The organism is Sphingopyxis sp. H073, from assembly GCF_001468395.1.
In the GTDB taxonomy this organism is placed as follows: domain Bacteria; phylum Pseudomonadota; class Alphaproteobacteria; order Sphingomonadales; family Sphingomonadaceae; genus Sphingopyxis.
This window is the reverse complement of sequence record NZ_LNSG01000001.1, coordinates 527,620-549,772: the sequence shown is the minus strand read 5'-3', so window position 1 is coordinate 549,772 and position 22,153 is coordinate 527,620. Positions and strand designations below refer to the sequence as shown.

The window sequence follows — 22,153 nt, the reverse complement described above, 5'->3', positions numbered from 1 at the left end:
AGGGGTTTCGCTTGCGAGTTGCAAAAACAAAGCTGCCGGTCCAAGGCCGGGCAGCGACCATATAGGGTCTGGGACAAAGGGATTAAATGGGCTGGACTTTGTTCCATCGGGGGTCGCGCGCGCAATCGCTGTGGTTCGTCACGGCGAGCACTGCCGCGCTGATGGCATGCCCGGTGGCCGCACAGCAGACGGTCGAACCACCCCCGGTCGCCGTACCCGAAGGGCAGCCCGACCTGCAGGATCGCGACGTCGTCCCGGCCGCACCCGATGCCCCCGCGCCGACGAGCGAGGAACAGATCGGCTTTGCCGCTGACGCCCTGAACTACGACAATGACGCCGACATCGTCGTTGCCGAAGGCAATGTCCAGATGAACCGCGACGCGATCGAGATGCGCGCGGACAAGGTGACGTGGAACCGCCAGACCGGCGAGGTGGTCGCCGAGGGCAATGTCGCGGTCAAGAATCCCGAGGGCGATACCGCCTATGGCGACCGCATCGTCCTGACCGACACGCTGCGCGATGGCGTCGTCGAAAATATGCTCGTCGTGCTCGACAATGGCTCGCGCCTCGCGGCGATGAAGGGCACACGTTTCGACAACGGCAATATCGAGCTGGAAAACGCCGCCTACACCCCCTGCCCCGTCGAGGATGACTCGGGATGCCCGAAGAATCCGAGCTGGCAGATCCGCGCCGTGCGCGTCACCTATGACCGCGCAAAAAACAAGGTGAAATACAAGGGCGCGCGGGTCGAGATTTTCGGCCTGCCGCTGATCCCGCTCCCCGGCCTCAGCCATCCGGCGAACCAGGAGGCGGGCAGCGGGCTGCTGGTGCCTGAAATCCGCCTCGACCGTACGAACGGGTTCGAGATCGCGGTTCCTTACTATCTCCGCCTCGCGCCCGATCGCGACATCACGATCACGCCGCACATCTATACGAGCGCCGCGCCGATGCTGGAGGGCGAGTTCCGCGCGCTGACCGACGTCGGCTCGTTCCGCCTCAACGGCTTTGCAACCCACAGTGCGGCGGTTCCGGTCTCGGGGCCGACGACCGATCGCAACCGTCGGTTCCGCGGCTATTTCGAAAGCGCGGGCAAATTCCAGTTCGACCCGCGGTGGAGCCTGTCCTTTTCGGGCCGCGTCACGACCGACCGCACCTTCATGCGCCGCTATGACATCAGCCGCGACGACCGGCTGCGCTCGACCTTCGAGCTCGAACGGATCGGCGGGCAGAGCTATCTCTCGATCGCCGGCTGGGCGACACAGACGCTGCGCCGCAACGACAGCCAGGGGCAGCAGCCGGTCGCGCTGCCGATCATCGACTATCGCCAGCGCTTCGCGGATCCGCTGCTCGGCGGACAGGTCGAGCTGCAGCTCAACACATTGGCGATCGGGCGCACGTCGGGGCAGGACACGCAGCGCGCCTTCGCAGGGGCGCGCTGGGATCTGCGCGGGCTCACCGGCCTTGGGCAGGAAGTCACGGTCACGGCGCTGGTGCGCGGCGACGTCTATCACAGCGACGAGAATCTCCTGACCGCAATCCCCGGTTATCGCGGCAAGTCGGGGTGGCAGGGCCGCGGCATCGCGGCGGTCGCGGCCGACATGCGCTGGCCCTTCGTCGGCGAGTTCGCGGGCGGGACGCAGACGCTGACCCCACGCGTCCAGATCGTCGCGACGCCGCCGATCAAGAATCTGGACATTCCGAACGAGGATGCCCGCGCCTTCGACCTCGAGGACAGCAACCTGTTCGCGATCAACCGCTTCAACGGCTATGACCGGTTCGAGGACGGCGCGCGCATCACCTATGGCGTGGAATGGAATTACAGCCGGCCGAGCTTCACGATCAACAGCATGATCGGGCAAAGTTATCGCCTGTCCGACAAGCCCAGCCTGTTCCCCGACGGCACCGGACTCACCGACCGCACCTCGGACATCGTCGGGCGCACGACGATCGCCTACAAGAGCTTCCTGCGGCTGACGCATCGCTTCCGCCTCGACAAGGACAATCTCGCGATCCGGCGCAACGAGTTCGACGCGACGATCGGCGGCCGGTCGACCTACGCCGTGCTCGGCTATTCGCGCCTCAACCGCGACATCCTGCTGCTCGGCGAGGATCTGCAGGACCGCGAGGAGGCGCGCGTCGGCGGCCGCGTCGGTTTTGCGAAAAACTGGTCAGTCTTCGGATCGGCGATCATCGACCTCACCAGCCGCAGCGACGACCCGCTGGCGCAGGCCGACGGCTTCGAACCGATCCGCCACCGCCTCGGCATCGCCTATGACGACGACTGCCTGTCGATCGCCCTCACTTGGCGCCGCGATTACATCGACACCGGCGACGCGAAACGCGGCAACAGCTTCTCGTTCCGGATCGCATTCCGGAATCTGGGGTTCTGAGCGTCACGCCATGTGGGATATCATCCTCGGACTACTCATTCCCAAGGGAAACCGGAATGACGCACGAGGACCAGGATTTATAATCTTCGCGCTGCTTTTTTGCGGGGCGATTAGCCTCGGATTGTGGCTTTTGGCGGCGTAGGAAACTAGCCCTAGGCTAGCCGTATCCTACTCGGAAACCGACGCCTGCACCTTTCGGAAAGATCAGTTCTGGCTGGTGCCGACCGTCGCGACGACGGGTTTCGGCGCGATCGCCTCGGCCGCGACGACCCGCTTTTCGCTGCCCGCCGCGATCGCCTTTTCGAGCGCGGCGACCTGCGGGCAGTTCGCCTTGCACACGCGTTTCGCATCGGCAAGCTTTTCGCGCGCGAGTTCGAGCGCGCCCTTGTCGGCGAGCGCCTCGCCCTGCCCGGTCAGCGCGACGACGTCATTGGGTTCGAGAAGCAGCGCCTCGCGGTAGAAACCGATCGCCTTCCCGGGCAAGCCCTGTGCCCGTGCGACCTGTGCCAGCGCAACGATCGCCGACCGGTTGCGCGGATCGGCGGCGAGCGCCGATTCATAGAAATCGACCGCGGCGGCAAGGTCGCCCTTCGCCTGCGCCTCCACCCCCTGATGCTGGAGCGCCACCGAGCGCGGCAGGATGTCATTGTCGGCGCGCTGCGCGTCCGAGGCCACGGGCATGCTGGCAAGGATGAGGCCGGCACCGATAGCCAGGAAACTGACGCGCATCACATTCTCCCATTTCGTCATTTCGGGGGATGCTAACATGGCCGTGTCAGCCGCGCGAGAAAAAATCCGTCGCATCCGTCGTGCGCCGGAGTTAGCAGAAAACCGTGCCCTGCGGCGCGCCCGATGCCTTCGGGCAGATAGCCGCTGTCAGCCGTCCAGTCGGGATGCCGGTTCAAAAACTCGTCCACCTGGACCCGCCCCTCGCGCGCGATGATCGAGCAGACAGCATAAAGAAGTTTGCCGCCCGGCGCCACCAGATCGGCGCCGATGTCGATCAGCTTGGCCTGATCGGCGAGATGCCGGTCGAGCCGCGAGGGGGTGAGCCGCCAGCGCAATTCGGGGCTGCGCCGCCACGTCCCGCTGCCCGAGCAGGGGGCGTCGACAAACACGCGGTCGGCCCGCCCTTGCCAGTCGGCGAGCATCTCCGATTCCCGGTCGGGGTTCAACAATCGTGTCTCGATGCGCGTCGCGCCCGCGCGCTCGGCGCGCGGTGAGAGCTGCTGCAGCCGCGCACGGTTGGTGTCGCAGGCAAGGATTTCGGCGTCGCCACCGGTCAGCGAAGCGATGGCGAGCGTCTTGCCGCCGCCCCCCGCGCAAAGATCGACGATCGCCTGCCCCGGCGATGCATCGAGCGCGGCCGAGGCATATTGGCTGGCGGCGTCCTGCACCTCGAACGCGCCGTCGGAATAGGCGGGATGCTGGGCCGCCGCGGTTTCGGGCGGCAGGCGCCAGCCGTCGGGCGCGCCCGGGATCGCCTCGCCTTCTGCGAAGAGCGTCGCGAGGTCCGCTACCGTCGCCTTGAGGCGGTTGGCACGCAGGTCGAGCGAGGCACGGGCAAGCATCGCACTGCCCTCGTCCATCCCCACCAGCGGGTCGAAGAGATCGACCAGCGCCTGCGCGGCCAGTCCTGTCTCGGCGCGCGGCTCGTCCGCCGCGATCGGCGCGGGACCGTAGGGCGATCCGTCGAACGAGCCCGCCATATCGGGATCGGCGTCGGCGAGCGCGAGCATCGCGGCGCGGCCCGATACGGGCGCCGAGCGCACCAAGCGGATCGCGTCATAGACGTGCGCCCGGATCGCGCGGCGATCCTTCGACCCCGCATAGCGGCGAGCCCGCATCGCTTCTGCAAAAATGGCATCGGCGGGCGCTCCGCCCTCACGTGCCGCGGCGGCGATGGCGTCGAGAATTTCGATCGCGGTCTGGATGCGGGCGGCAGGGGTCACTGCTTCAACCCTCCCCCGTCATGTTATCCAACCGGATAATTCGGCGCCTCACGGGTGATCGCGACGTCGTGGACATGGCTTTCGCGCAGGCCCGCATTGGTGATGCGCACGAACTTCGCGCGCTCGCGCAGATCCTTCAGCGTCCGGCTGCCGGTATAGCCCATCGCTGCCTTCACACCGCCGACGAGCTGGTGGATCACGTCCTTCGCGGGGCCCTTGAACGGCACCTGTCCCTCGATGCCCTCGGGAACCAGCTTCATCTGATCCTTGATGTCCTGCTGGAAATAGCGGTCGGCGCTGCCGCGCGCCATCGCGCCGACGCTGCCCATGCCGCGGTAGCTTTTGTAGGTGCGGCCCTGGAAGAGGAAGGTTTCGCCCGGCGCCTCGGCCGTCCCCGCGAGGAGCGAGCCGACCATGACGCTCGACGCGCCTGCAGCGAGCGCCTTGGCGATGTCGCCCGACGTGCGGAGGCCGCCATCGGCGATCACCGGGACGCCCAGCTTCGACGCCGCCTCGACGCTGTCGAGGATCGCGGTGAGCTGCGGCACGCCGACGCCCGCGACGACGCGCGTGGTGCAGATCGAGCCGGGGCCGATCCCGACCTTTACGCCGTCGGCCCCGCAGTCGATCAAAGCCTTGGTCGCATCGCCGGTGGCGACGTTGCCCGCGAGCACCTGCACGCGGTTCGACAATTTCTTGATCCGTTCGACGGTGGCGCCGACGCCCTTGCTATGGCCATGCGCCGTGTCGACGACGATCAGGTCGCACTCGGCATCGAGGAGTGCCTCGGCGCGTTCGATCCCGCTGTCGCCGGTGTTTGTCGCCGCCGCGACGCGCAGGCGGCCACTGCCGTCCTTGGTCGCATCGGGGAAGTTCACCGCCTTTTCCATATCCTTGACGGTGATCAGCCCGATGCAATGATAGTCGTCGTCGACCACCAGCAGCTTTTCGATGCGGCGCTGGTGAAGCAGCTTGCGTGCCTCGTCCTGTCCGACGCCCGGACGCACGGTCGCGAGATTGTCGGCGGTCATCAGCTCGCGCACGGGCTGGCCGGGGTTGTCGGCGAAACGGACGTCGCGGTGCGTCAGGATGCCGACGAGCTTGCCGCCGGGTTCGACCACCGGAATGCCGGAGATCTTGTGCTGGTCCATGAGCGCGGTCGCATAGGAGAGCGGCGCGTCGGGGGTGATGGTGATCGGGTTGACGATCATCCCGCTTTCGAAGCGCTTGACCTGCCGCACCGCCGCCGCCTGTTCCTCGATCGTGAGGTTACGGTGGAGCACGCCGATGCCGCCGATCTGCGCCATCAGGATCGCCATGTCGGCCTCGGTCACCGTATCCATCGCCGACGAGAGGATCGGAATGTTGAGCGAAATGTCGCTGGTGAGCTGGGTCTGGAGATTGGCATCCGACGGCAGAATGTCCGACGCGCCGGGTACCAGCAACACGTCGTCGAAGGTCAGGCCGGTGATGATTTCCATGGATGCCACTTTCTCATGCGGGCGGCGCCTGCCCGCAGGGTTCGGGGCGGCACTCGCGACTCGTTTGGTGGCGGCCCATGTAACCAGTCGGAGCCAAGCGCGCCAGTGGGGGAAGCACGATTATTTCCCGCGGCGGGGCCGGACAGGAGGATCGAAGGGATGCTGGATGACGAGAGTCTGGAAGCGGCCGGAAGTCGCCATTGTGCACCCCGGGGCCCAGAGCGGCAAAACACCAGGCCGGTGTGTGAATTCCTGGGCCCCGGCTTTCGCCGGGGATCACAAAAGGATGTCCGCTTCCCACCCCAAAGCCGCCATCGGGATTTCGAAAAAGCTTGCCGCGCCGATTGCGATTCAATCCTTCAATGGCTACGCGCTTGATCCGTGAGCGCGACGCAGACCTCTTCCCCGCCTTCTTCCATCGCTCCCTTCCGCTATCCCGCCTTCCGCGCCATCTGGATCGCCAATCTCGCGTCGAATATGGGATCGATGATCCAGTCGGTCGGCGCCGCGTGGCTGATGACCGAGATCACCAATTCGCATCAGCTGATCGCGCTGGTGCAGGCGAGCGCGACGATCCCGATCCTGCTGCTCGGCGTCATCGCCGGCGCGATCGCCGACAATTTCGACCGGCGGCGCGTGATGCTGGCAGCGCAGACGGGAATGCTGCTGATCTCCGCGGCGCTGGCCCTCACGACCTGGATGGGCGCGATTACCCCGCTGTTGCTGCTGTTCTTCACCCTGTCGGTTGGCTGCGGAACCGCGCTCAACGGCCCCGCGTGGCAAGCGTCAGTGCGGCTGCAAGTCGGCCCGAAGGACCTGCCGCAGGCGATCGCGCTCAACAGCATCGCCTTCAACCTTGCGCGGAGCGCGGGCCCCGCGCTCGGCGGCCTGCTGATTTCGCTGACCGGCCCGGCGCTCGGCTTCGGGCTCAATGCGATCAGCTATCTCGCGCTGATCATCGTGTTACTCGGCTGGCATCCCGAGGTGTCGCAGCCGCAGCGCACGCCGATGTTCGCCGCAATCGCGACCGGCATCCGCTTTTGCGTCCAGTCGGACCCCGTGCGGCGAATCCTGATCCGCGGCTTCGCTTTCGGCGCCGCAGCGATCGGTATCCAGGCGCTGATGCCCGCGCTCGTCCGCGACCGGCTGCACGGCACCGAGACCGTCTATGGTCTTTGCCTCGCCGCCTTCGGCGCCGGGTCGATCTTCGCCGCGCTATGGGTCGGGAATCTGCGCCGCCGCTGGGGGAGCGACCGCATCGTCAGCGGTTCGGCGATCGTCTTCGCGGCGGCGACCGTCCCGGTGGCGCTGACGGGATCGATCGCGGTCGTCATGGCCGCGACCTTTATCGCCGGCATGGCGTGGGTCTCGACGCTGACCACGCTCAACGTCGCGATGCAGCTCCGGTCCCCCGAGGCGATCCTCGGCCGCTGCCTGTCGATCTATCAAGCGGTGACCTTTGGCGCGATGGCACTCGGTGCCTATATGCTGGGTCTCGCGGCCGACATCTGGTCGCTTCCGACTGCCATATTGCTCTCGGGCGGATGGCTCGTTCTGACGGCATTGTTGTTGCCATTCCTCGCCCCGATGCCCGCACGGGACGAGGGACGGATCGATCCCTGAAATTTTTCCTCCGGCGCCTTAACCTTGTTTCGGGGCGCCCGTTAATTTGCGCATGACCACACATGCAACTCCATCGAACGAGCCGGTCGGGCGGCTCCTGGGCTGGCTGGGGCTCCGCGCGAAGAACGGGGCCCACGAAGAGGAACAGGCATCCTCGGGAGCGCGCGGTTCGCGCAGCCTGGTGCGGGAGGCGCGGCAGCAGCTGGTCGGTGCGATCGGCGCATTCCTGATCGACCATGATCTGGATATTTCGGCGGCGAACCTGCTGATCGCGCACAGCGCCTTTTCGGGGATCAACCCACGGCTCGCGCGACAGATCGCGGCGCGCTCGATGACGAGCGAAGGCGTGACGCAGCAATGGCTCGACGAGCTGATGGAGAATGACCCCACGCTGGCCGATCGCGCCGACCTCGACCGGATGGTCGCGCGGCTCGAAACGAACCTCGAGACCTTCCAGAGCAGCACCAAGGCCGCACGCAGCGCGACGAGCGAATATGGGTCGAAACTGGAGGAGCATGTCAGCGACCTCGAACAGGTGCAAAAGACGGGCGAGCTTGTCTCGCACCTCGCCGACATTGCGAAGGTGATGCTGGAGCGTACGCGCCACGCCGAAGAGGAAATGCGCAAGAGCGAGGACGAGGCGAAGGCGCTGCGCAAAAGCCTTGCCCGCGCCAAGCGCGACGCAGAGGTCGACTATCTGACCGGCCTCCCCAACCGGCGTGCCTTCGAGGTGCTGCTCGAACGTCATTATGAGGAAGCGCGCGCCTCGTGCGAACCGCTGTCGGTCGCCTTCTGCGACATCGATGAGTTCAAGAAGGTGAACGACATCCACGGCCATGAAGCCGGCGACCGCGTCATCAAGCTGATCGCCGACACGCTCGCGAAGATTTCGAATGACCATTGCCACGTCGCACGGCACGGCGGCGAGGAATTCGTGATGCTGTTCCGCGGCCTGCCGCCGAGCGAGGCGGCGGCGCGGCTCGACGAGGCGCGCGAAGGCTTGGCCGAGCGGCGGCTCATCAACCGCAAGACCGACCAGCCGTTCGGCAAGATCACCTTCTCGGGCGGGGTGGCCGACGTGTTCGGCTTCGGCGATGCCCGCGCGGCGCTGAAAGCCGCCGACGAGGCGCTCTATCGCGCCAAGGAAAGCGGACGGAACCGGATCGAGCTGGCGACGCCAGCCGCCTAATTGCTCCAGCGCGCGAAGATCGCGGTTGGGAGCAAGAGCCCCCGCGCCTCTTCGCGCACCGCCAGCTCGCCGCATTCGACCGTGCCGGGCAGATCGGCAAAAAGCTGTGCGAGCAGTTCGCCGATCGCGAGCGCCGACATGCGCACGGCATAGACGGTGAGAAACAGCGCCTTGCTGTCGGCGTCGAGCAATTGCCGGCAATCGGCGAGCAAGGGAGCGAGCCCTTCTTCCAGCTGCCAGCGCTCGCCTCCCGGCCCGCGTCCGAACTTGGGCGGGTCGAGCAGGATCGCATCGTAGCGCCTTTCGCGCCGCACCTCGCGGGCGGTGAATTTGCCCGCATCATCGACGATCCAGCGGACCGGCTTTTCGGCCATACCGGCGAGCGCGGCATTTTCGCGCGCCTGCGCGACCGACTTTTTCGAGGCGTCGACATGCGTCACCGACGCACCCGCGGCGGCGAGCGCCTGGCTGCCTACGCCGGTGTAGCCGAAGAGGTTCAGGAAGGTCGGGTCCGACTTCCCCGCCACCTGCGCGCGCAACCAGTCCCAGACGGGCGCCATGTCCGGAAAGAAGCCGAGATGGCGGAAGGGCGTGCAGCTTGCCGTGAAACGCGTCTCGCGCCAGCCGAGCGGCCAGCCCTCGGCGGGAACGGGTTTGTTGTAATACCAGCGCCCGCCGCCATCATCGTCCGATGCGGGAACGAACTCGCCGTCGGCCTTGTCCCATTCGTCCTGCGGAAGCGCGGGGTGCCACATCGCCTGCGGTTCGGGGCGGATGAAGCGGTAAGGGCCATAGCGTTCGAGCTTGCGCCCGCCGCCGCTGTCGACCAGCCCATAATCCTCCCAGGCCTCACCGACAAGCGTGACCAGCGGCGCAAGCTCAGCCACGCGCCACTTCCGACAGGATATAGGCCTTCACCGCATCATAATCGCCGGGAAGCTTTTCATAGCGCTCCTCGCGGTCGAACAGGTTGCCGAGGCGCGCGGGAAGCGCCGGGCGGACACCCGTCGCGCGCTCGACCGCGTCGCGGAATTTTGCAGGGTGCGCAGTCGCGAGCGTGACGACCGGAATATCGGCATCGATTTCGAGCGTGCGTGCGGCGGCAAGGCCGACGGCGCTGTGCGGGTCGATGATCTGGCCGCCCTTCTCCTGCGCCCAGCGCAGCGCCAGCGACATCGCATCGCCGTCGATCCGCGCGCTCGAAAAAAGCCCGCGGGCCTCGGTGAGCATGTCGGCAGGGATGCTCATCGACCGATCCCGATCGAACGCGCCCATCATGCCGGCAATCGCCGCGCCATCGCGGCCTGCGAGATCAAAGAGCAGTCTTTCGAAATTGCTGCTGACCTGGATATCCATGCTGGGGGTCGCGGTCGGCGTGACGCTGCCAGCGCTATAGTCGCCCGACGACAGCGCGCGGTGGAGGATGTCATTGACGTTGGTCGCAACGACGAGCCGCGCGACGGGAAGCCCCATGCGCGCGGCGACATAGCCCGCAAAAACATCGCCGAAATTGCCCGTCGGAACGCTGAAAGCAATAGGTCGCTCGGGCGCGCCGAGGCGCACGGCCGCATAGAAATAATAGACGACCTGCGCCATCAGCCGCGCCCAGTTGATGCTGTTCACCGCCGAGAGAGTCAGGGCGCTGCGCGCCTCGGCATCGCCGAACAGCCGCTTCACCATCGCCTGCGCATCGTCGAAGCTGCCGTCGATCGCGATATTATAGACGTTGGGCGCCAGCACGGTGGTCATCTGGCGGCGCTGGACGTCGCTGACCCGGCCTTCGGGGTGGAGCATGAAGATGCGGATATGTTCGCGCCCCGCGACCGCCTCGATCGCCGCCGAACCGGTGTCGCCCGAGGTCGCGCCGACGATCGTCAGGTCGGTCTCGCCGCCGCCGAGGAACTTTTCGAAGAGCTGACCAAGCAATTGCAGCGCGACGTCCTTGAACGCGAGCGTCGGACCGTGAAAGAGTTCGAGCAGCCAGTGGCGGTGGTCGAGCTGGACGAGCGGGGTCACCGCATCGTGGCTGAAGCGGCCGTAGGCAGCCTTGCAGAGCTCGCGCAGCTCGTCTTCGGACAGGACACCCGCGACGAAGGGCGTCATCACCCGCACCGCGGTTTCGACATAATCGAGCCCTGCAAGCGCGCGGATATCGGCGGCCGACATCTCGGGCCATTTCGCCGGCACATAGAGCCCGCCGTCGCTGGCGAGGCCGGCAAGCGTGGCGGCGCGAAAGTCGAGGGTCGGCGCAGAGCCGCGAGTGCTGATATATTGCATGACGGACATGCGCCCTAACGGCGCACCGTCACCGCTGCAAGCGGCGGCGCACCGCAAGCGCGTAGATTATCAGCGCCGCAGCCGCGAAAATGAACCATTGCACGGCATAGGCGAGATGATTGTTGGGTACGTCGGCACCCGACGGCACCTCGCTGGCGCGGAGCCCGGCAACCGGCGCGTCGGCCACGAGCATGGCGCGCGCCGGAACCGCACGGCCGATCAGCCGCTCGACCACCGTCGGCTGTTCGGGGCCCGGAACGATCGTCCCCTGCACCGTGCCACCCGTCCATTTGGGCGGAATGAAGTCGTCCGCGATGCCGACATCGACAAGCACGCCCGGCCCCTCGGCACCGGTACGGCAATCGGCGACCATACGAATGCCGGACTTTCCCATGCGATCGGTGCCGCCGCGCTGGTCCCAGCGCACCACTTCAAGGCACACGACGCTCGATTTGCGGAACAGCATCGCATCGGGAACCGGCGGCAGCTCAGGGTAGGTCACGAGCGCCGACATCGCCCGGTTGCGCTCATAGAGCGCGATCAGGGCCTCCTTCTCGGCCTTGCGCTGGAGTTGCCAGACGCCGAGCGCGATCATCACCGCGACCGCGCACAGGACGAAGATCGTCGGAATCAGCGGCCAGCGGCGCCCGGACGACCGGGGGGCGGCCGACGGCACAGGCTCAGTCATCGCTGAGCCTTCCTTCGGCCGCCTTGCGCTGATGCTCGCTGGCGAGCAGCGCGGCTTTGCCGACGCGAAGACCATAGACCACCGCACCGACTGTTAGCGGGACCCAGAGGATGATGTGCAGCCAGAGCGGCGGCGCGAACGCGAAATCGACGACCAGCGCCGCGACAACGATTAACGCGCCGACGATCAAGGTCAGGAAGGCTGCGGGGCCGTCGCCGACGTTGTAGCTCTGGAAATCGAGCGAACAGACGCGGCAATGCGGCGCGAACTTCGCCGGCCCGTCGAACAGCGTCTGCGCCCCGCACTGCGGACAGAGACCAAAAAGGGCAGCGCGCGCGATCGGCGGCTGCCCCTTTGGTGTCTGATTGTTCTGCGGCAAGTTAGTGTGCAGCGACCGGCGCGCCCCAGCCGCCCCAGACATAGACAATGATGAAGAGGAACAGCCACACGACGTCGACGAAGTGCCAGTACCAGGCGGCAGCTTCGAACCCGAAATGCTGCTGCGGCGTAAAGTGGCCCTTGTAGGCGCGGACGAGGCAGACGATCAGGAAGATCGTCCCGACCAGCACGTGGAACCCGTGGAAGCCGGTCGCCATGAAGAAGGCCGAGGTATAGTTGATCGTACCGAAGGGGAACGGCGCCTCGGCATATTCATAGGCCTGGATGCAGCTGAAGGTGAGGCCGAGGATGATCGTCGCCCACAGGCCCTTCTTCAGGCCTTCGCGGTCGCCGTGGATCAGTGCGTGGTGCGCCCAGGTAATCGTCGTGCCCGAGCAGAGCAGGATCAGCGTGTTGAGCAGCGGCAGCGAGAAGGCGTCGATGACATGGATGCCCTTCGGCGGCCAGATCGTGGCTGCCACGGCGCCATCCTGCCCGAACAGGTTGCTGACCGCCCCGTCGACGATCTCGACCGGCACCGGGAAGAGCGAGAAATCGAACCAGGCCCAGAACCAGCCGACGAAGAACATCACTTCCGACGCGATGAACAGGATCATGCCGTAGCGCAGGTGGAGCTGAACGACCGGCGTATGGTCGCCGGCGTGCGCTTCGTTGATGACGTCCGACCACCAGCTGAAGAAGGTGGCGATCACGCCCATGATACCGAGGCCGAGAACCCATTTGCCCGCGCCGCCGAAATAGTCGGCATGCATGAACATCACGAGGCCGAAGAACATCACCAGCGCGGCGACCGACCCGATGAGCGGCCAGACGCTGGGATTTACGAGGTGATAGTCATGATGTTTGGCACCGGCCATGTCACAGTTCCCGTTTTTTGCCCCAGCGTGGCGATTCCCCAACCGCCCGCCGGTCCTTGGTAAGACTCTTTGATCGCGGCCTTAGCTCGCCTTTTTGCCCCCGTCTACAGGGTGAAAGGTATAGCTGAGCGTGATTTCCTGAATGTCGCGCGCGTCGGGATCGTCCTTGATCTTGGGATCGACAAAGAACAGCACCGGCATCCGGATCTGTTCACCCGCTTTCAGGGTCTGCTGGGTGAAGCAGAAGCACTGGATCTTGGTGAAATATTTGCCCGCCGCGTCGGGGGTGACGTTGAAGCTGGCTGTTCCGACCACCTCGTGCGGCGACTGGTTCTCGGCGATGAAGATCGCCATGTCGCGCGCGCCGATGCTGACCGTGTCGGTCGGATGCTCGGGATAGAATTTCCACGGCAGCTTCGGCGAGACATTCGCGTCGAAGCGCACCGAGATGGTATCGCTGAGGATTTTCGGCTCGGCAGCCGCGGCGACCGGATCGTAACGCTGCGTCGTGCCGCCGAAGCCGGTCACCCGGCAGAAGAGATTGTAGAGCGGCACCGCGGCGAACCCCAGCCCGACCATCGCGACCGCGAGCAGAGCAGCGAGCGAGGCGGTCTTCGCATTGGCCGACATCGTCTTCATTTGGGCACCACCATGCGCGCGATGGTGATGAAGAAGAAGAGGAAGGCGAGCCCGCCGAGCAGCCAGCCCATCAGGTTCGCGCGGCTGCGCTGGCGGCGGCGATATTCGGCCTCGTCGAAGGGCTGTGGTTCGGGAGGCGTTTCGCCGGGTAAGTCGGGGGGGGTCATAGCGGGAACCAATGGTCGGCGACGACCGCGCCGAACAGAATGAAGAGATAGGCGATCGAGAAAGCGAAGAGGCGCTTTTCGGGCTGCATCAAATCGCCCTCGCCCGTCGTGCGGGTCCCGACCTGCACCGAGAGCGCGACGAAGACCGCCGACAGGAGCGCGGCGGTCCAGCCGTAAAGCGCGCCGGCGTAACCGAGCGGCCAGGGCGCGATCGCGCCGATAGCCATGATCACCGCGTAGAACAGGATCTGGCGCCGCGTCGACGTTTCACCTGCAACCACCGGCATCATCGGAATGCCCGCGGCGGCATAATCCGAGCGCACGAACAGCGCGAGCGCCCAGAAATGCGGCGGGGTCCAGAGGAAGATGAGCAGGAACAGCAGCACCGGCAGCGGCGCGACGCTGCCCGTTGCGGCGACCCAGCCGATCAGTGGCGGAAAGGCGCCCGCCGCGCCGCCGATAACAATATTCTGCGGCGTCCGCGGCTTCAGCCACATCGTATAGACAAAGACGTAGAAGAGGATCGAGACGGTCAGCAGCACAGCCGCCTGCCAGTTGGCGGCGAACAGCATCAGGAAGACCGAGAAAGCGGCGAGCCCGACCCCGAACTGCAATGCCGTCTGCGGATCGAGCCGCCCTGCGGGAAGCGGCCGTCCGGCGGTGCGCTTCATCTTGGCGTCGAGACCCGCCTCATACCATTGGTTGAGCGCGCCCGACGCCCCTGCCCCCAGCGCGATCGCGAGGATCGACGAGAAAGCGAGCACCGGGTGCACGCTGCCCGGCGCCGCGAGCAGGCCGCACAGCGCGGTGAATACGACGAGCGACATCACGCGCGGCTTGGTCAGCGCGAACAGGTCGCGCCAGTCGGCGGGTAGCGCCGTTGCGCCGTGGGTCAGGCTCTGCGCCATGCATACTCCGGCCTGTCGGGCGACGCCCCCTGCCGAATGTCAGCAGAGGGCGAAGCTGGTCAGGCGATAAACGTCACGCGATCCGGGGCAGTTCGTTGAACTGGTGGAACGGCGGCGGGCTCGACAGCGTCCATTCGAGCGTCGTCGCGCCTTCGCCCCACGGATTGTCGGCCGCCTGCTTGCCCGCGAACAGCGACCAGAGGATGTTCACGAAGAAGAAGAGCATGCCGACGGCCATGATCACATAGCCGAGCGACGAGATGTGGTGCCAATAGGCATAGGCTTCCGCATAGTCGGGGTAGCGGCGCGGCATGCCCTGCTGGCCCAGGAAGTGCTGGGGGAAGAACATGACGTTGACGCCGATGAAGAACACCCAGAAGTGCAGCTGGCCGAGGAACTCGTTGTACATCCGGCCCGACATCTTCGGGAACCAGTAGTAGAAGCCCGCGAAGAGCGAGAAGACCGCGCCCAGCGACAGCACATAGTGGAAGTGAGCGACGACATAGTAGGTGTCGTGCAGGTTGGTGTCGACGCCGCCGTTGGCGAGCACGACGCCGGTCACGCCGCCCACGGTGAACATGAAGATGAAGCCCAGCGCCCAGACCATCGGGGTCTTGAAGCTCAGCGAGCCGCCCCACATGGTGGCGATCCAGCTGAAGATCTTGATGCCGGTCGGGACCGCGATGACCATCGTCGCGGCGGTGAAATACATCTTGAGGTTCACACTCATGCCCACGGTGAACATGTGGTGCGCCCACACGATGAAGCCGACGACGCCGATCGCGACCATGGCATAGGCCATGCCGAGATAGCCGAAGACGGGCTTCTTGCTGAAGGTCGAGATGATCTGGCTGACGATGCCGAAGCCCGGCAGGATCATGATGTACACTTCGGGATGGCCGAAGAACCAGAAGAGATGCTGGTAGAGCACCGGATCGCCGCCGCCCGTCGCATCATAGAAGGTCGTGCCGAAGTTGCGGTCGGTCAGCAGCATGGTGATCGCCGCCGCCAGAACCGGCAGCGCGAGCAGCAGCAGGAAGGCGGTGACCAGCACCGACCACACGAACAGCGGCATCTTGTGCAGCGTCATGCCCGGCGCGCGCATGTTGAAGATGGTGGTGATGAAGTTGATCGCCCCCAAGATCGACGCCGCGCCGGCGAGGTGCAGCGAGAAAATCGCCATATCGACCGCCGGCCCTGCCGACCCGCTGGTCGAGAGCGGCGCATAGACCGTCCAGCCGGTGCCGGCGCCGTGGCCGCTGCCGCCGGGCACGAAGCTCGACCCCACCAGCATCACGAACGCGACCGCGGTGAGCCAGAAGCTGACATTGTTCATGCGCGGGAACGCCATGTCGGGCGCGCCGATCATGAGCGGCACGAACCAGTTGCCGAAGCCGCCGATCATCGCGGGCATCACCATGAAGAAGACCATGATCAGGCCGTGCGCGGTGATCAGCACGTTCCACAGATGCTTGCCCGCGACCTCGTCGGCGCCGCTGCCCAGCATCGACGCCCAGCCGGGCAGATACTGGATGCCGGGTTCGGCCAGTTCAAGGCGCATCATGCCCGAAATCACACCGCCGACGATCCCCGCGACGATCGCGAAGATCAGGTAGAGGGTGCCGATGTCCTTATGGTTCGTCGACATGAACCAGCGGACGAAAAAGCCCGGCGTGTCATGGTCGTGATCGTGCGCGTGGGCATGAGCGTGTTCGGCGCCGTGCGCGGGTGCAGTCGCTGCGATATCGGTCATCTGTCGGACCCCTTAACTTATTTCTTTGCGGCCGGAGCAGCGGCGGGAGCCGCAGCCGGCGCTGCTTCGGGTGCGGTTGCAGCGGGAACTGCTGCCGACGTTGCGGGTGCGGCAGCGGCCGCAGGTGCGGCGGGCGCCGCAGCGGCCGGAGCCGCGGGCGCCGGATTGGGGTTGCCGCCCTTCGAGCGAACCCAGGCTTCCCACTTGTCGACCGGCAGCACTTCGACCGCGATCGGCATGTAGCCGTGGTCGACGCCGCAAAGCTCCGAACACTGGCCGTAATAGACACCGACCTTGGTCGGGGTGAAGGTCGTTTCGTTGGCGCGGCCGGGGACCGCGTCCATCTTGGTCCAGAAGGCCGGAACCGCGAAGCTGTGGATCACGTCGGCGCCGGTGATGATCAGCTTGACCTGACGGCCCACGGGAACGACCATGCGGTTGTCGACGGCGAGGTGATAGGGCTCGCCCGCAGCCTTTGCCTTGTCTTCGGGCAGGATCTTCGAGACATATTCGCCGATGCCCTGGTCGGGATAGGCATAGCCCCAATACCATTGATAACCGGTGACCTTGATCGTCAGCGCGTCCTTCTTCGGCGGTTCGTACTGGGCCGCGAGCAGGCGGATCGACGGGACGGCGATCACCGCGAGGATCAGCACCGGGATCGCGGTCCAGATCACTTCGATGAACGTATTGTGGGTGGTTTTCGACGGCACCGGGTTCGCCTTGGCGCGGTAGCGCGCGACAACCCAGAGCAACAAGCCGAGAACGAAGAGCGAGATCACCGTGATCACGGGCAGCAGGATCACATGGTTGAACCAGTAGGCCTGCTCACCGATCGGGGTGACCTGCGGCTGGAAATTGACGCCCCCGTCGACCGGCTGGCCGATCCCGGGGGTCGGTTTCATCGGAACATAGGTCGCATCGCCCGCCGGCACGGCCGCTTTCGCGGCGTCGGCCGCAGCCGGGGCGGCGGTCGGCGCGGCCGTATCGGGCGCCGCCGGTGCCGGAGTCGCCGCAGGCGCGGCGACAGGTACCGCCGCAGGAGCCGTCGCATGCGCGGTGCCCACCGCGCCGAGCGACAAAGCCGCTGCGATTGCGCCTTTGATTACAAGGGTTTTCAAGCTCTTCATAAGAATTGTGCCGCCCGTTGCCTGTTGTTCTTTTCGATGCCCCAACCCCTTTGTCCGGGTCGCCGGACACGCGTCGCGGCAGCCGTCCCCAAGGCTGAATCTCGCGGGCGCTATAACCCCGCTTGCCGCTTGCCTCAAGCATCTCTAACACTATTTTACGGCAGGCAAATTTTCGCTGCCGAAACCCAGTCGCCCCGATCGGGGCGATGACAGGAACAAAAGACCCATTCTCCCATGACCGATGATGAAATCCTGGCCGAGTTCCGCGCCGCCGACGCGCTGCTGCAGGGACATTTTCTGCTCTCCTCTGGCCGCCACAGCGAATATTATCTCCAGTGCGCGCGCGTGCTGATGGACACGGCGCGCGCCGGACGGCTTGCGACCGCGCTTGCCGCCAAGCTGCCGCGCGACCTGCGGCAGGCGATCGACGTCGTCGTCTCGCCCGCGATGGGCGGAGTGATCATCGGACATGAAATGGGCCGCGCGCTTGGAAAGCCCGCGATTTTCGTCGAGCGTCCGACCGGCACCTTCGAGCTGCGCCGCGGCTTCGCGATCGACAAGGACGCGAAAGTGCTGATGGTCGAGGATGTCGTCACCACCGGCCTGTCGTCGCGCGAGGCGATGGAGGCGGTCCGCGCGGCGGGCGGCGAGGTCGTCGCCGAAGCGGCGCTCGTCGATCGCTCGGCGGGCAGCGTCGACCTCGGCGTCCCTTTCTTTCCGCTCGTCGCGATCAATTTCCCGACCTATGCCCCCAACGAACTGCCGCCCGAACTGGCGGGCACGCAGGCGGTGAAGCCGGGGAGCCGGAGCGCGGCGGCTTGAGCGTCATGCCCTCAAAGCTGCGGCTCGGTGTCAACATCGACCATGTGGCGACGATCCGCAACGCGCGCGGCGGCGACCATCCCGATCCGGTGCGTGCGGCGGAGATCGTCGCGGCGTTCGGCGGCGACGGCATCACCGCGCATCTTCGCGAGGACCGGCGCCACATCCGCGACGCCGACCTCGCGCGCATCCAGGCCGCGACCGACCTGCCGCTCAATCTCGAGATGGCGGCGACCGACGAGATGCTGGAGATCGCGCTGCGCCATATGCCGCACGCCGCGTGCATCGTGCCCGAAAAGCGCGAGGAACGCACGACCGAGGGCGGGCTCGACGCGGCAGGCCAGCACAATCACCTCGCACCGATTGTGGCACGCCTCAATGATGCGGGCATCCGCGTCAGCCTGTTCATCGAACCCGACCCGCGCCAGATCGAGGCTGCGATGCGGCTGAAGGCGCCCGTCGTCGAATTCCACACCGGCCGCTACGCGCATGTCGAGGGCGAGGAACGCGCCGCCGAACTCCGCCGCATCGCCGACGCCGCGGCGCTCGCGTGGAAGAACGGCATCGAGCCGCACGCAGGGCATGGCCTGACCTATGACAATGTGGTCCCGATCGCCGCAATTCCCCAACTCGCCGAACTCAACATCGGCCATTATCTGATCGGCGAGGCCATATTTACCGGCCTCGAGCATGCGATCCAGCGGATGCGCGGCCTGATGGACGAGGCGCGGGGATGACCTTGCCAATCACAATATCCTCCCTGTGGCGGAGCCATGGGGAGGTGGCAGCGCGGAGCGCTGACGGAGGGGCTCATGGCGCCACGTCGCGGCCCCTCCACCACGCCCTGCGGGCGCGGTCCCCCTCCCCATCGCTGCGCGACAGGGAGGATATCCATTGATCATCGGTCTCGGTTCCGACCTCTGCAATATCGAGCGCATCCAGAATTCGCTCGACCGTTTCGGCGAGCGTTTCGAGCAGCGCGTCTTCACCGACGTCGAACGCGCCAAGGCGGCGCGGCGGCCGTTCACCCGCGCCGGTACCTACGCCAAGCGGTTCGCCGCGAAGGAAGCCTTTTCGAAAGCCGTCGGAACCGGTTTCAAGCGCGGCGTGTTCATGAAGGACATCGGCGTCGTCAACGCGCCGTCGGGTGCCCCGACGCTGGCGCTGACCGGCGGCGCGGCGGCGCGGCTCGCCGAGATGATCCCGGCGGGACATAGCGCGCATATCCACCTGACGCTGACCGACGACCATCCGTGGGCGCAGGCTTTCGTCATCATCGAGGCGATCAAGGACTGAGTATGGCGAAAGCGGACAAGGATGAAGGCGGCTGGGGCAAGCTGATCCGCGACGTGGTGGTGATCGTACTGCTGGTGCTCGGCATCCATAGCTGCGTCGCCAAGCCCTTCTATATCCCCTCCGATTCCATGATGCCGGGGCTGCGCAACGGCGACCGGCTGGTGGTAAGCAAATACCCCTATGGCTGGTCCTACGCCTCGGTCAGCTTTCACCTCGCGCCGAAAACGGCCGGCCGATGGTTCGGCAAGCTGCCCGCGCGCGGCGATATCGTCGTGCTCGAACATCCGGTGACGCGCGTCGACTATATCAAGCGCGTGATCGGCCTGCCTGGCGACACCATCGAACTCAAGGGCGGCGCGCTGTTCATCAATGGCAAGCCGGTGAAGCGCGAAGTGCAGCCGATGCTGTCGATCCCGGTCGACGCCAACCTGCCCGGCCCCGACAGCAGTCTCGGCCGCTTCATCGTCAAGGACGCGGCGGGCAAGGAACGGCTCGAACTGCCGATCGTGCGCGAGACGCTGCCCTGGGGCGCGACCTTCGACACGATCGACATGGGGCCCGGATACCAGACCGACGACTATGGCCCGATCAAAATACCCGCCGACCATCTGTTCCTGATGGGCGACAACCGCGACGGCAGCGCCGACAGCCGCGTGTCGGTGCAGCAGAAGGGCCTCGGCGGACCGGTTCCCTTCGACGCGATCGCAGGCCGCGCCGAGATCATCAGCTTTTCGACCGACGGCACCGCGGAATGGTACAATCCGGTCAGCTGGTTCGAGGCGCTGCGCCCCGGCCGCGCGGGAACCAATCTGCGCCCCGAGCATGATAAAAACGTAGACTAGGTTCGAGGGAGCAAGACCATGGCTGCGACCAGCGAGGAAGCCGTCGCGCAAGCCAAGGCGCAGGACGCCGCCCCCGGCCCCACCGAAATCCGCAGCCAGCTTGTCCGCACCGAACTGTTGAAGGCGGGGGTCTGGCTTGGCGTCGCGCTGCTGATCGGCGTCTGCATCGTCCTGATCCAGCCGATCCTGCTGATCTTTGCCGGGATCGTGATGGCGTCGATGCTCGACGGCGGCACGCGCCTGCTTGGCCGGATATTGCCGATCGCGCGCGGCTGGCGGCTGCTGATCGTCTGCCTGTCGCTTGTCGCTTTCCTGATCTGGACGGTGATGTTCGCGGGTTCGCAGATCGCCGACCAGGCCGCGGCACTGCAGACGGTGGTCATGGGTCAGGTCGAGCGCATCGCCGCGTGGGCCAGCGAGCATGGCATGGGCGAGTTCCAGCTCGATACCAAGACGATCACCGACAATATGGCGGGCACCTTCGGCCGCGTCACCGCCGCGGTCGGCACGGTGCTGGGCGGGCTGACCAGCCTCGTCATGATCCTCGTCCTCGGCGTCTTCATCGCGATCGAGCCGCGGCTGTACGAACGCGGTGTCGCGTGGATGCTGCCGATCAAAGCCCGGGAGAATTTCTACATCACCACCGCGCGCATGGGCTTCACCTTGCGCCGGCTGATGGCGGGACGATTGCTTGGCATGGCGGTGGAAGGGGTCGGAACCTGGCTCGCCTGCATGGCGGTCGGCATCCCGATGGCCGCGCTGATGGGACTGCTGACCGGCCTGCTCGCCTTCATCCCCAACATCGGCGCGATCGTCTCGGGGGTGCTGCTCGTCCTCGTCGGCTTTTCTGCGGGCACCGACACCGGTCTGTGGGCGATCGCCATCTATTTCATCGTGCAGACGGTCGACGGCTATCTGATCGTCCCGATGGTCGCGAAGCAAACGGTCGACCTGGCCCCTGCGCTCGTCCTCGGCGCGCAGATTCTTTTCGGCGCCTTGCTCGGCATCATGGGGCTGTTCCTCGCCGACCCGATCGTCGCGATGATCAAGGTCGCGCTGGAACGCGAGGCCGAGCGCAACGCGGGCGCCGGGCAAGCGAAAGCGGCGGCGAGGCCCTAGCCCCGCCGCCGCTTTGTTTCTTGACCGAACGAGCCGCTTACGGCTGCGGCGCGGGAACCGGGGCGCCGGGTGCGCCCGGAGCGCCGCCGGGGGCACCCTGCATCATCTGTTGCTGCTGCATCATCTGCTGCATCGCGCGGACTTCGGCCTCGGTGCGGAAGTCGATCAGCTCGATGTCGAAATGCAGCGTGCTACCCGCCGGGATCGGTCCAGCCGCGCGGTCGCCATAACCGAGCGCCGGCGGAATCGTGATCTTGTACTTGCCGCCCTTCTGCATCCGGGTCAGCGCTTGCGAAAAGCCGAGAACGACCTGCGACACCTGCATCGGCGCCTGTTCATTGGCGTCGAACACGGTGCCGTCGTCGAGCTTGCCCTCATATTTGATGAGGACGACGTCGGCGGTGGTTGGACTCGGGCCAGTCCCGGCTTTCACCGTTTCGAAACCGATCTTCGGCGTGCCGGTGAACGCGAACGCCGCACCCGCGACGAGCAGCGCGATCAGGCCGATCCACATCAGCCACAGCCCGCCCTTGCTCACCGGGCGCAGTGGAACCGTCGTCACGCTCATAATCTTGTCCTTCCCCTGCCCTTTCGGGCGCGAAACCATCGGCGACGCCTATA

22 protein-coding genes are annotated in these 22,153 nt (G+C 66.0%); 8 read left to right on the top strand and 14 right to left on the bottom strand.

Going from position 1 to position 22,153, the window contains the following annotated elements; genetic code table 11:
* The first annotated feature begins 86 nt into the window (after positions 1–86).
* The gene (gene lptD, locus ATE64_RS02780) at positions 87–2,390 is read left to right on the top strand and encodes an LPS assembly protein LptD (protein WP_058454451.1); all 2,304 of its coding nucleotides are present in this window, start codon (positions 87–89) and stop codon (positions 2,388–2,390) included.
* Between the two features lie 204 nt (positions 2,391–2,594).
* On the opposite strand, the gene ATE64_RS02775 is transcribed toward lptD, so the two are convergent.
* Genes ATE64_RS02775 through guaB form a run of 3 tightly spaced genes read right to left on the bottom strand, consistent with a single transcriptional unit; the run spans position 2,595 to position 5,823 of the window.
* Positions 2,595–3,119, bottom strand: coding sequence for a tetratricopeptide repeat protein (locus ATE64_RS02775; RefSeq protein WP_058454683.1), 525 nt, complete (start codon positions 3,117–3,119; stop codon positions 2,595–2,597).
* A gap of 32 nt (positions 3,120–3,151) precedes the next feature.
* Complete coding sequence (locus tag ATE64_RS02770; RefSeq protein ID WP_058454452.1) at positions 3,152–4,342, bottom strand: RsmB/NOP family class I SAM-dependent RNA methyltransferase; 1,191 nt, start codon at positions 4,340–4,342, stop codon at positions 3,152–3,154.
* A gap of 23 nt (positions 4,343–4,365) precedes the next feature.
* Positions 4,366–5,823, bottom strand: coding sequence for an IMP dehydrogenase (guaB, locus tag ATE64_RS02765; protein ID WP_058454453.1), 1,458 nt, complete (start codon positions 5,821–5,823; stop codon positions 4,366–4,368).
* Between the two features lie 381 nt (positions 5,824–6,204).
* On the opposite strand from guaB, the gene ATE64_RS02760 reads away from it, so the two are divergent.
* On the top strand, positions 6,205–7,446 hold the full coding sequence (locus ATE64_RS02760; RefSeq protein ID WP_058454454.1) for an MFS transporter: 1,242 nt from the start codon (positions 6,205–6,207) through the stop codon (positions 7,444–7,446).
* A 52-nt stretch (positions 7,447–7,498) separates the two neighbouring features.
* Complete coding sequence (locus ATE64_RS02755; protein ID WP_082657550.1) at positions 7,499–8,635, top strand: GGDEF domain-containing protein; 1,137 nt, start codon at positions 7,499–7,501, stop codon at positions 8,633–8,635.
* On the opposite strand, the gene ATE64_RS02750 is transcribed toward ATE64_RS02755, so the two are convergent.
* The 10 genes from ATE64_RS02750 to coxB all read right to left on the bottom strand — a co-directional run bounded on the left by ATE64_RS02750 (position 8,632) and on the right by coxB (position 17,453).
* On the bottom strand, positions 8,632–9,522 hold the full coding sequence (locus ATE64_RS02750) for a class I SAM-dependent methyltransferase (protein WP_058454455.1): 891 nt from the start codon (positions 9,520–9,522) through the stop codon (positions 8,632–8,634). The genes ATE64_RS02755 and ATE64_RS02750 overlap by 4 nt on opposite strands.
* Entirely contained in the window at positions 9,515–10,912 is a 1,398-nt protein-coding gene (gene thrC, locus ATE64_RS02745) for a threonine synthase (protein WP_058454456.1), read from the bottom strand. The genes ATE64_RS02750 and thrC overlap by 8 nt, the downstream gene beginning before the upstream one ends.
* A 28-nt stretch (positions 10,913–10,940) precedes the next feature.
* Positions 10,941–11,600, bottom strand: coding sequence for an SURF1 family cytochrome oxidase biogenesis protein (locus ATE64_RS02740; RefSeq protein WP_058454457.1), 660 nt, complete (start codon positions 11,598–11,600; stop codon positions 10,941–10,943).
* Positions 11,593–11,979, bottom strand: coding sequence for a DUF983 domain-containing protein (locus tag ATE64_RS02735; protein ID WP_231728989.1), 387 nt, complete (start codon positions 11,977–11,979; stop codon positions 11,593–11,595). The genes ATE64_RS02740 and ATE64_RS02735 overlap by 8 nt, the downstream gene beginning before the upstream one ends.
* A 1-nt stretch (position 11,980) precedes the next feature.
* Positions 11,981–12,856, bottom strand: coding sequence for a cytochrome c oxidase subunit 3 (locus ATE64_RS02730; RefSeq protein WP_058454459.1), 876 nt, complete (start codon positions 12,854–12,856; stop codon positions 11,981–11,983).
* A gap of 81 nt (positions 12,857–12,937) precedes the next feature.
* The gene (locus ATE64_RS02725) at positions 12,938–13,495 is read right to left on the bottom strand and encodes a cytochrome c oxidase assembly protein (protein WP_058454460.1); all 558 of its coding nucleotides are present in this window, start codon (positions 13,493–13,495) and stop codon (positions 12,938–12,940) included.
* Positions 13,492–13,662 (bottom strand): hypothetical protein, encoded by a 171-nt coding sequence (locus ATE64_RS21930; protein ID WP_167541732.1) that lies wholly within the window; start codon positions 13,660–13,662, stop codon positions 13,492–13,494. Before ATE64_RS21930 ends, ATE64_RS02725 begins: the two co-directional genes overlap by 4 nt.
* Complete coding sequence (locus tag ATE64_RS02720) at positions 13,659–14,570, bottom strand: heme o synthase (RefSeq protein WP_058454461.1); 912 nt, start codon at positions 14,568–14,570, stop codon at positions 13,659–13,661. The genes ATE64_RS21930 and ATE64_RS02720 overlap by 4 nt, the downstream gene beginning before the upstream one ends.
* Before the next feature lie 73 nt (positions 14,571–14,643).
* A complete protein-coding gene (gene ctaD / locus ATE64_RS02715) occupies positions 14,644–16,323 on the bottom strand; it encodes a cytochrome c oxidase subunit I (protein ID WP_058454462.1) in 1,680 nt (559 codons plus the stop codon).
* A gap of 17 nt (positions 16,324–16,340) precedes the next feature.
* Positions 16,341–17,453 carry a cytochrome c oxidase subunit II gene (gene coxB, locus ATE64_RS02710; protein ID WP_058454463.1) on the bottom strand — a complete coding sequence of 371 codons (1,113 nt, stop codon included), beginning with the start codon at positions 17,451–17,453 and terminating at the stop codon, positions 16,341–16,343.
* A gap of 234 nt (positions 17,454–17,687) precedes the next feature.
* Between coxB and pyrE the strand changes: the two genes are divergently transcribed.
* The 5 genes from pyrE (at position 17,688) to ATE64_RS02685 (ending at position 21,532) form a co-directional block, all read left to right on the top strand.
* Positions 17,688–18,275 (top strand): orotate phosphoribosyltransferase, encoded by a 588-nt coding sequence (gene pyrE, locus ATE64_RS02705; RefSeq protein ID WP_058454464.1) that lies wholly within the window; start codon positions 17,688–17,690, stop codon positions 18,273–18,275.
* 5 nt (positions 18,276–18,280) lie between these two features.
* Positions 18,281–19,012 (top strand): pyridoxine 5'-phosphate synthase, encoded by a 732-nt coding sequence (locus tag ATE64_RS02700; RefSeq protein ID WP_058454465.1) that lies wholly within the window; start codon positions 18,281–18,283, stop codon positions 19,010–19,012.
* A gap of 157 nt (positions 19,013–19,169) precedes the next feature.
* Positions 19,170–19,571: a holo-ACP synthase gene (gene acpS, locus ATE64_RS02695; protein ID WP_058454466.1), complete on the top strand. Its 402-nt coding sequence runs from the start codon at positions 19,170–19,172 to the stop codon at positions 19,569–19,571.
* 2 nt (positions 19,572–19,573) lie between these two features.
* Positions 19,574–20,413 carry a signal peptidase I gene (gene lepB, locus ATE64_RS02690; RefSeq protein ID WP_058454467.1) on the top strand — a complete coding sequence of 280 codons (840 nt, stop codon included), beginning with the start codon at positions 19,574–19,576 and terminating at the stop codon, positions 20,411–20,413.
* A gap of 18 nt (positions 20,414–20,431) precedes the next feature.
* On the top strand, positions 20,432–21,532 hold the full coding sequence (locus tag ATE64_RS02685; RefSeq protein WP_058454468.1) for an AI-2E family transporter: 1,101 nt from the start codon (positions 20,432–20,434) through the stop codon (positions 21,530–21,532).
* Between the two features lie 37 nt (positions 21,533–21,569).
* On the opposite strand, the gene ATE64_RS02680 is transcribed toward ATE64_RS02685, so the two are convergent.
* Entirely contained in the window at positions 21,570–22,100 is a 531-nt protein-coding gene (locus ATE64_RS02680) for an FKBP-type peptidyl-prolyl cis-trans isomerase (protein WP_058454469.1), read from the bottom strand.
* Positions 22,101–22,153 lie beyond the last annotated feature (53 nt).

Excerpts from the sequence above, each read along its gene's own strand:
- ATE64_RS02680 (WP_058454469.1), bottom strand. The coding sequence starts at position 22,100 with ATGAGCGTGACGACGGTTCCACTGCGCCCGGTGAGCAAGGGCGGGCTG.
- pyrE (WP_058454464.1), top strand. The coding sequence starts at position 17,688 with ATGACCGATGATGAAATCCTGGCCGAGTTCCGCGCCGCCGACGCGCTG.
- lptD (WP_058454451.1), top strand. The coding sequence starts at position 87 with ATGGGCTGGACTTTGTTCCATCGGGGGTCGCGCGCGCAATCGCTGTGG.
- ATE64_RS21930 (WP_167541732.1), bottom strand. The coding sequence starts at position 13,662 with ATGACCCCCCCCGACTTACCCGGCGAAACGCCTCCCGAACCACAGCCC.
- guaB (WP_058454453.1), bottom strand. The coding sequence starts at position 5,823 with ATGGAAATCATCACCGGCCTGACCTTCGACGACGTGTTGCTGGTACCC.
- ATE64_RS02725 (WP_058454460.1), bottom strand. The coding sequence starts at position 13,495 with ATGAAGACGATGTCGGCCAATGCGAAGACCGCCTCGCTCGCTGCTCTG.
- ctaD (WP_058454462.1), bottom strand. The coding sequence starts at position 16,323 with ATGACCGATATCGCAGCGACTGCACCCGCGCACGGCGCCGAACACGCT.
- ATE64_RS02685 (WP_058454468.1), top strand. The coding sequence starts at position 20,432 with ATGGCTGCGACCAGCGAGGAAGCCGTCGCGCAAGCCAAGGCGCAGGAC.
- ATE64_RS02720 (WP_058454461.1), bottom strand. The coding sequence starts at position 14,570 with ATGGCGCAGAGCCTGACCCACGGCGCAACGGCGCTACCCGCCGACTGG.
- ATE64_RS02775 (WP_058454683.1), bottom strand. The coding sequence starts at position 3,119 with ATGCGCGTCAGTTTCCTGGCTATCGGTGCCGGCCTCATCCTTGCCAGC.
- thrC (WP_058454456.1), bottom strand. The coding sequence starts at position 10,912 with ATGCAATATATCAGCACTCGCGGCTCTGCGCCGACCCTCGACTTTCGC.
- ATE64_RS02730 (WP_058454459.1), bottom strand. The coding sequence starts at position 12,856 with ATGGCCGGTGCCAAACATCATGACTATCACCTCGTAAATCCCAGCGTC.
- ATE64_RS02755 (WP_082657550.1), top strand. The coding sequence starts at position 7,499 with ATGACCACACATGCAACTCCATCGAACGAGCCGGTCGGGCGGCTCCTG.
- lepB (WP_058454467.1), top strand. The coding sequence starts at position 19,574 with ATGGCGAAAGCGGACAAGGATGAAGGCGGCTGGGGCAAGCTGATCCGC.
- ATE64_RS02740 (WP_058454457.1), bottom strand. The coding sequence starts at position 11,600 with ATGACTGAGCCTGTGCCGTCGGCCGCCCCCCGGTCGTCCGGGCGCCGC.
- ATE64_RS02700 (WP_058454465.1), top strand. The coding sequence starts at position 18,281 with ATGCCCTCAAAGCTGCGGCTCGGTGTCAACATCGACCATGTGGCGACG.
- coxB (WP_058454463.1), bottom strand. The coding sequence starts at position 17,453 with ATGAAGAGCTTGAAAACCCTTGTAATCAAAGGCGCAATCGCAGCGGCT.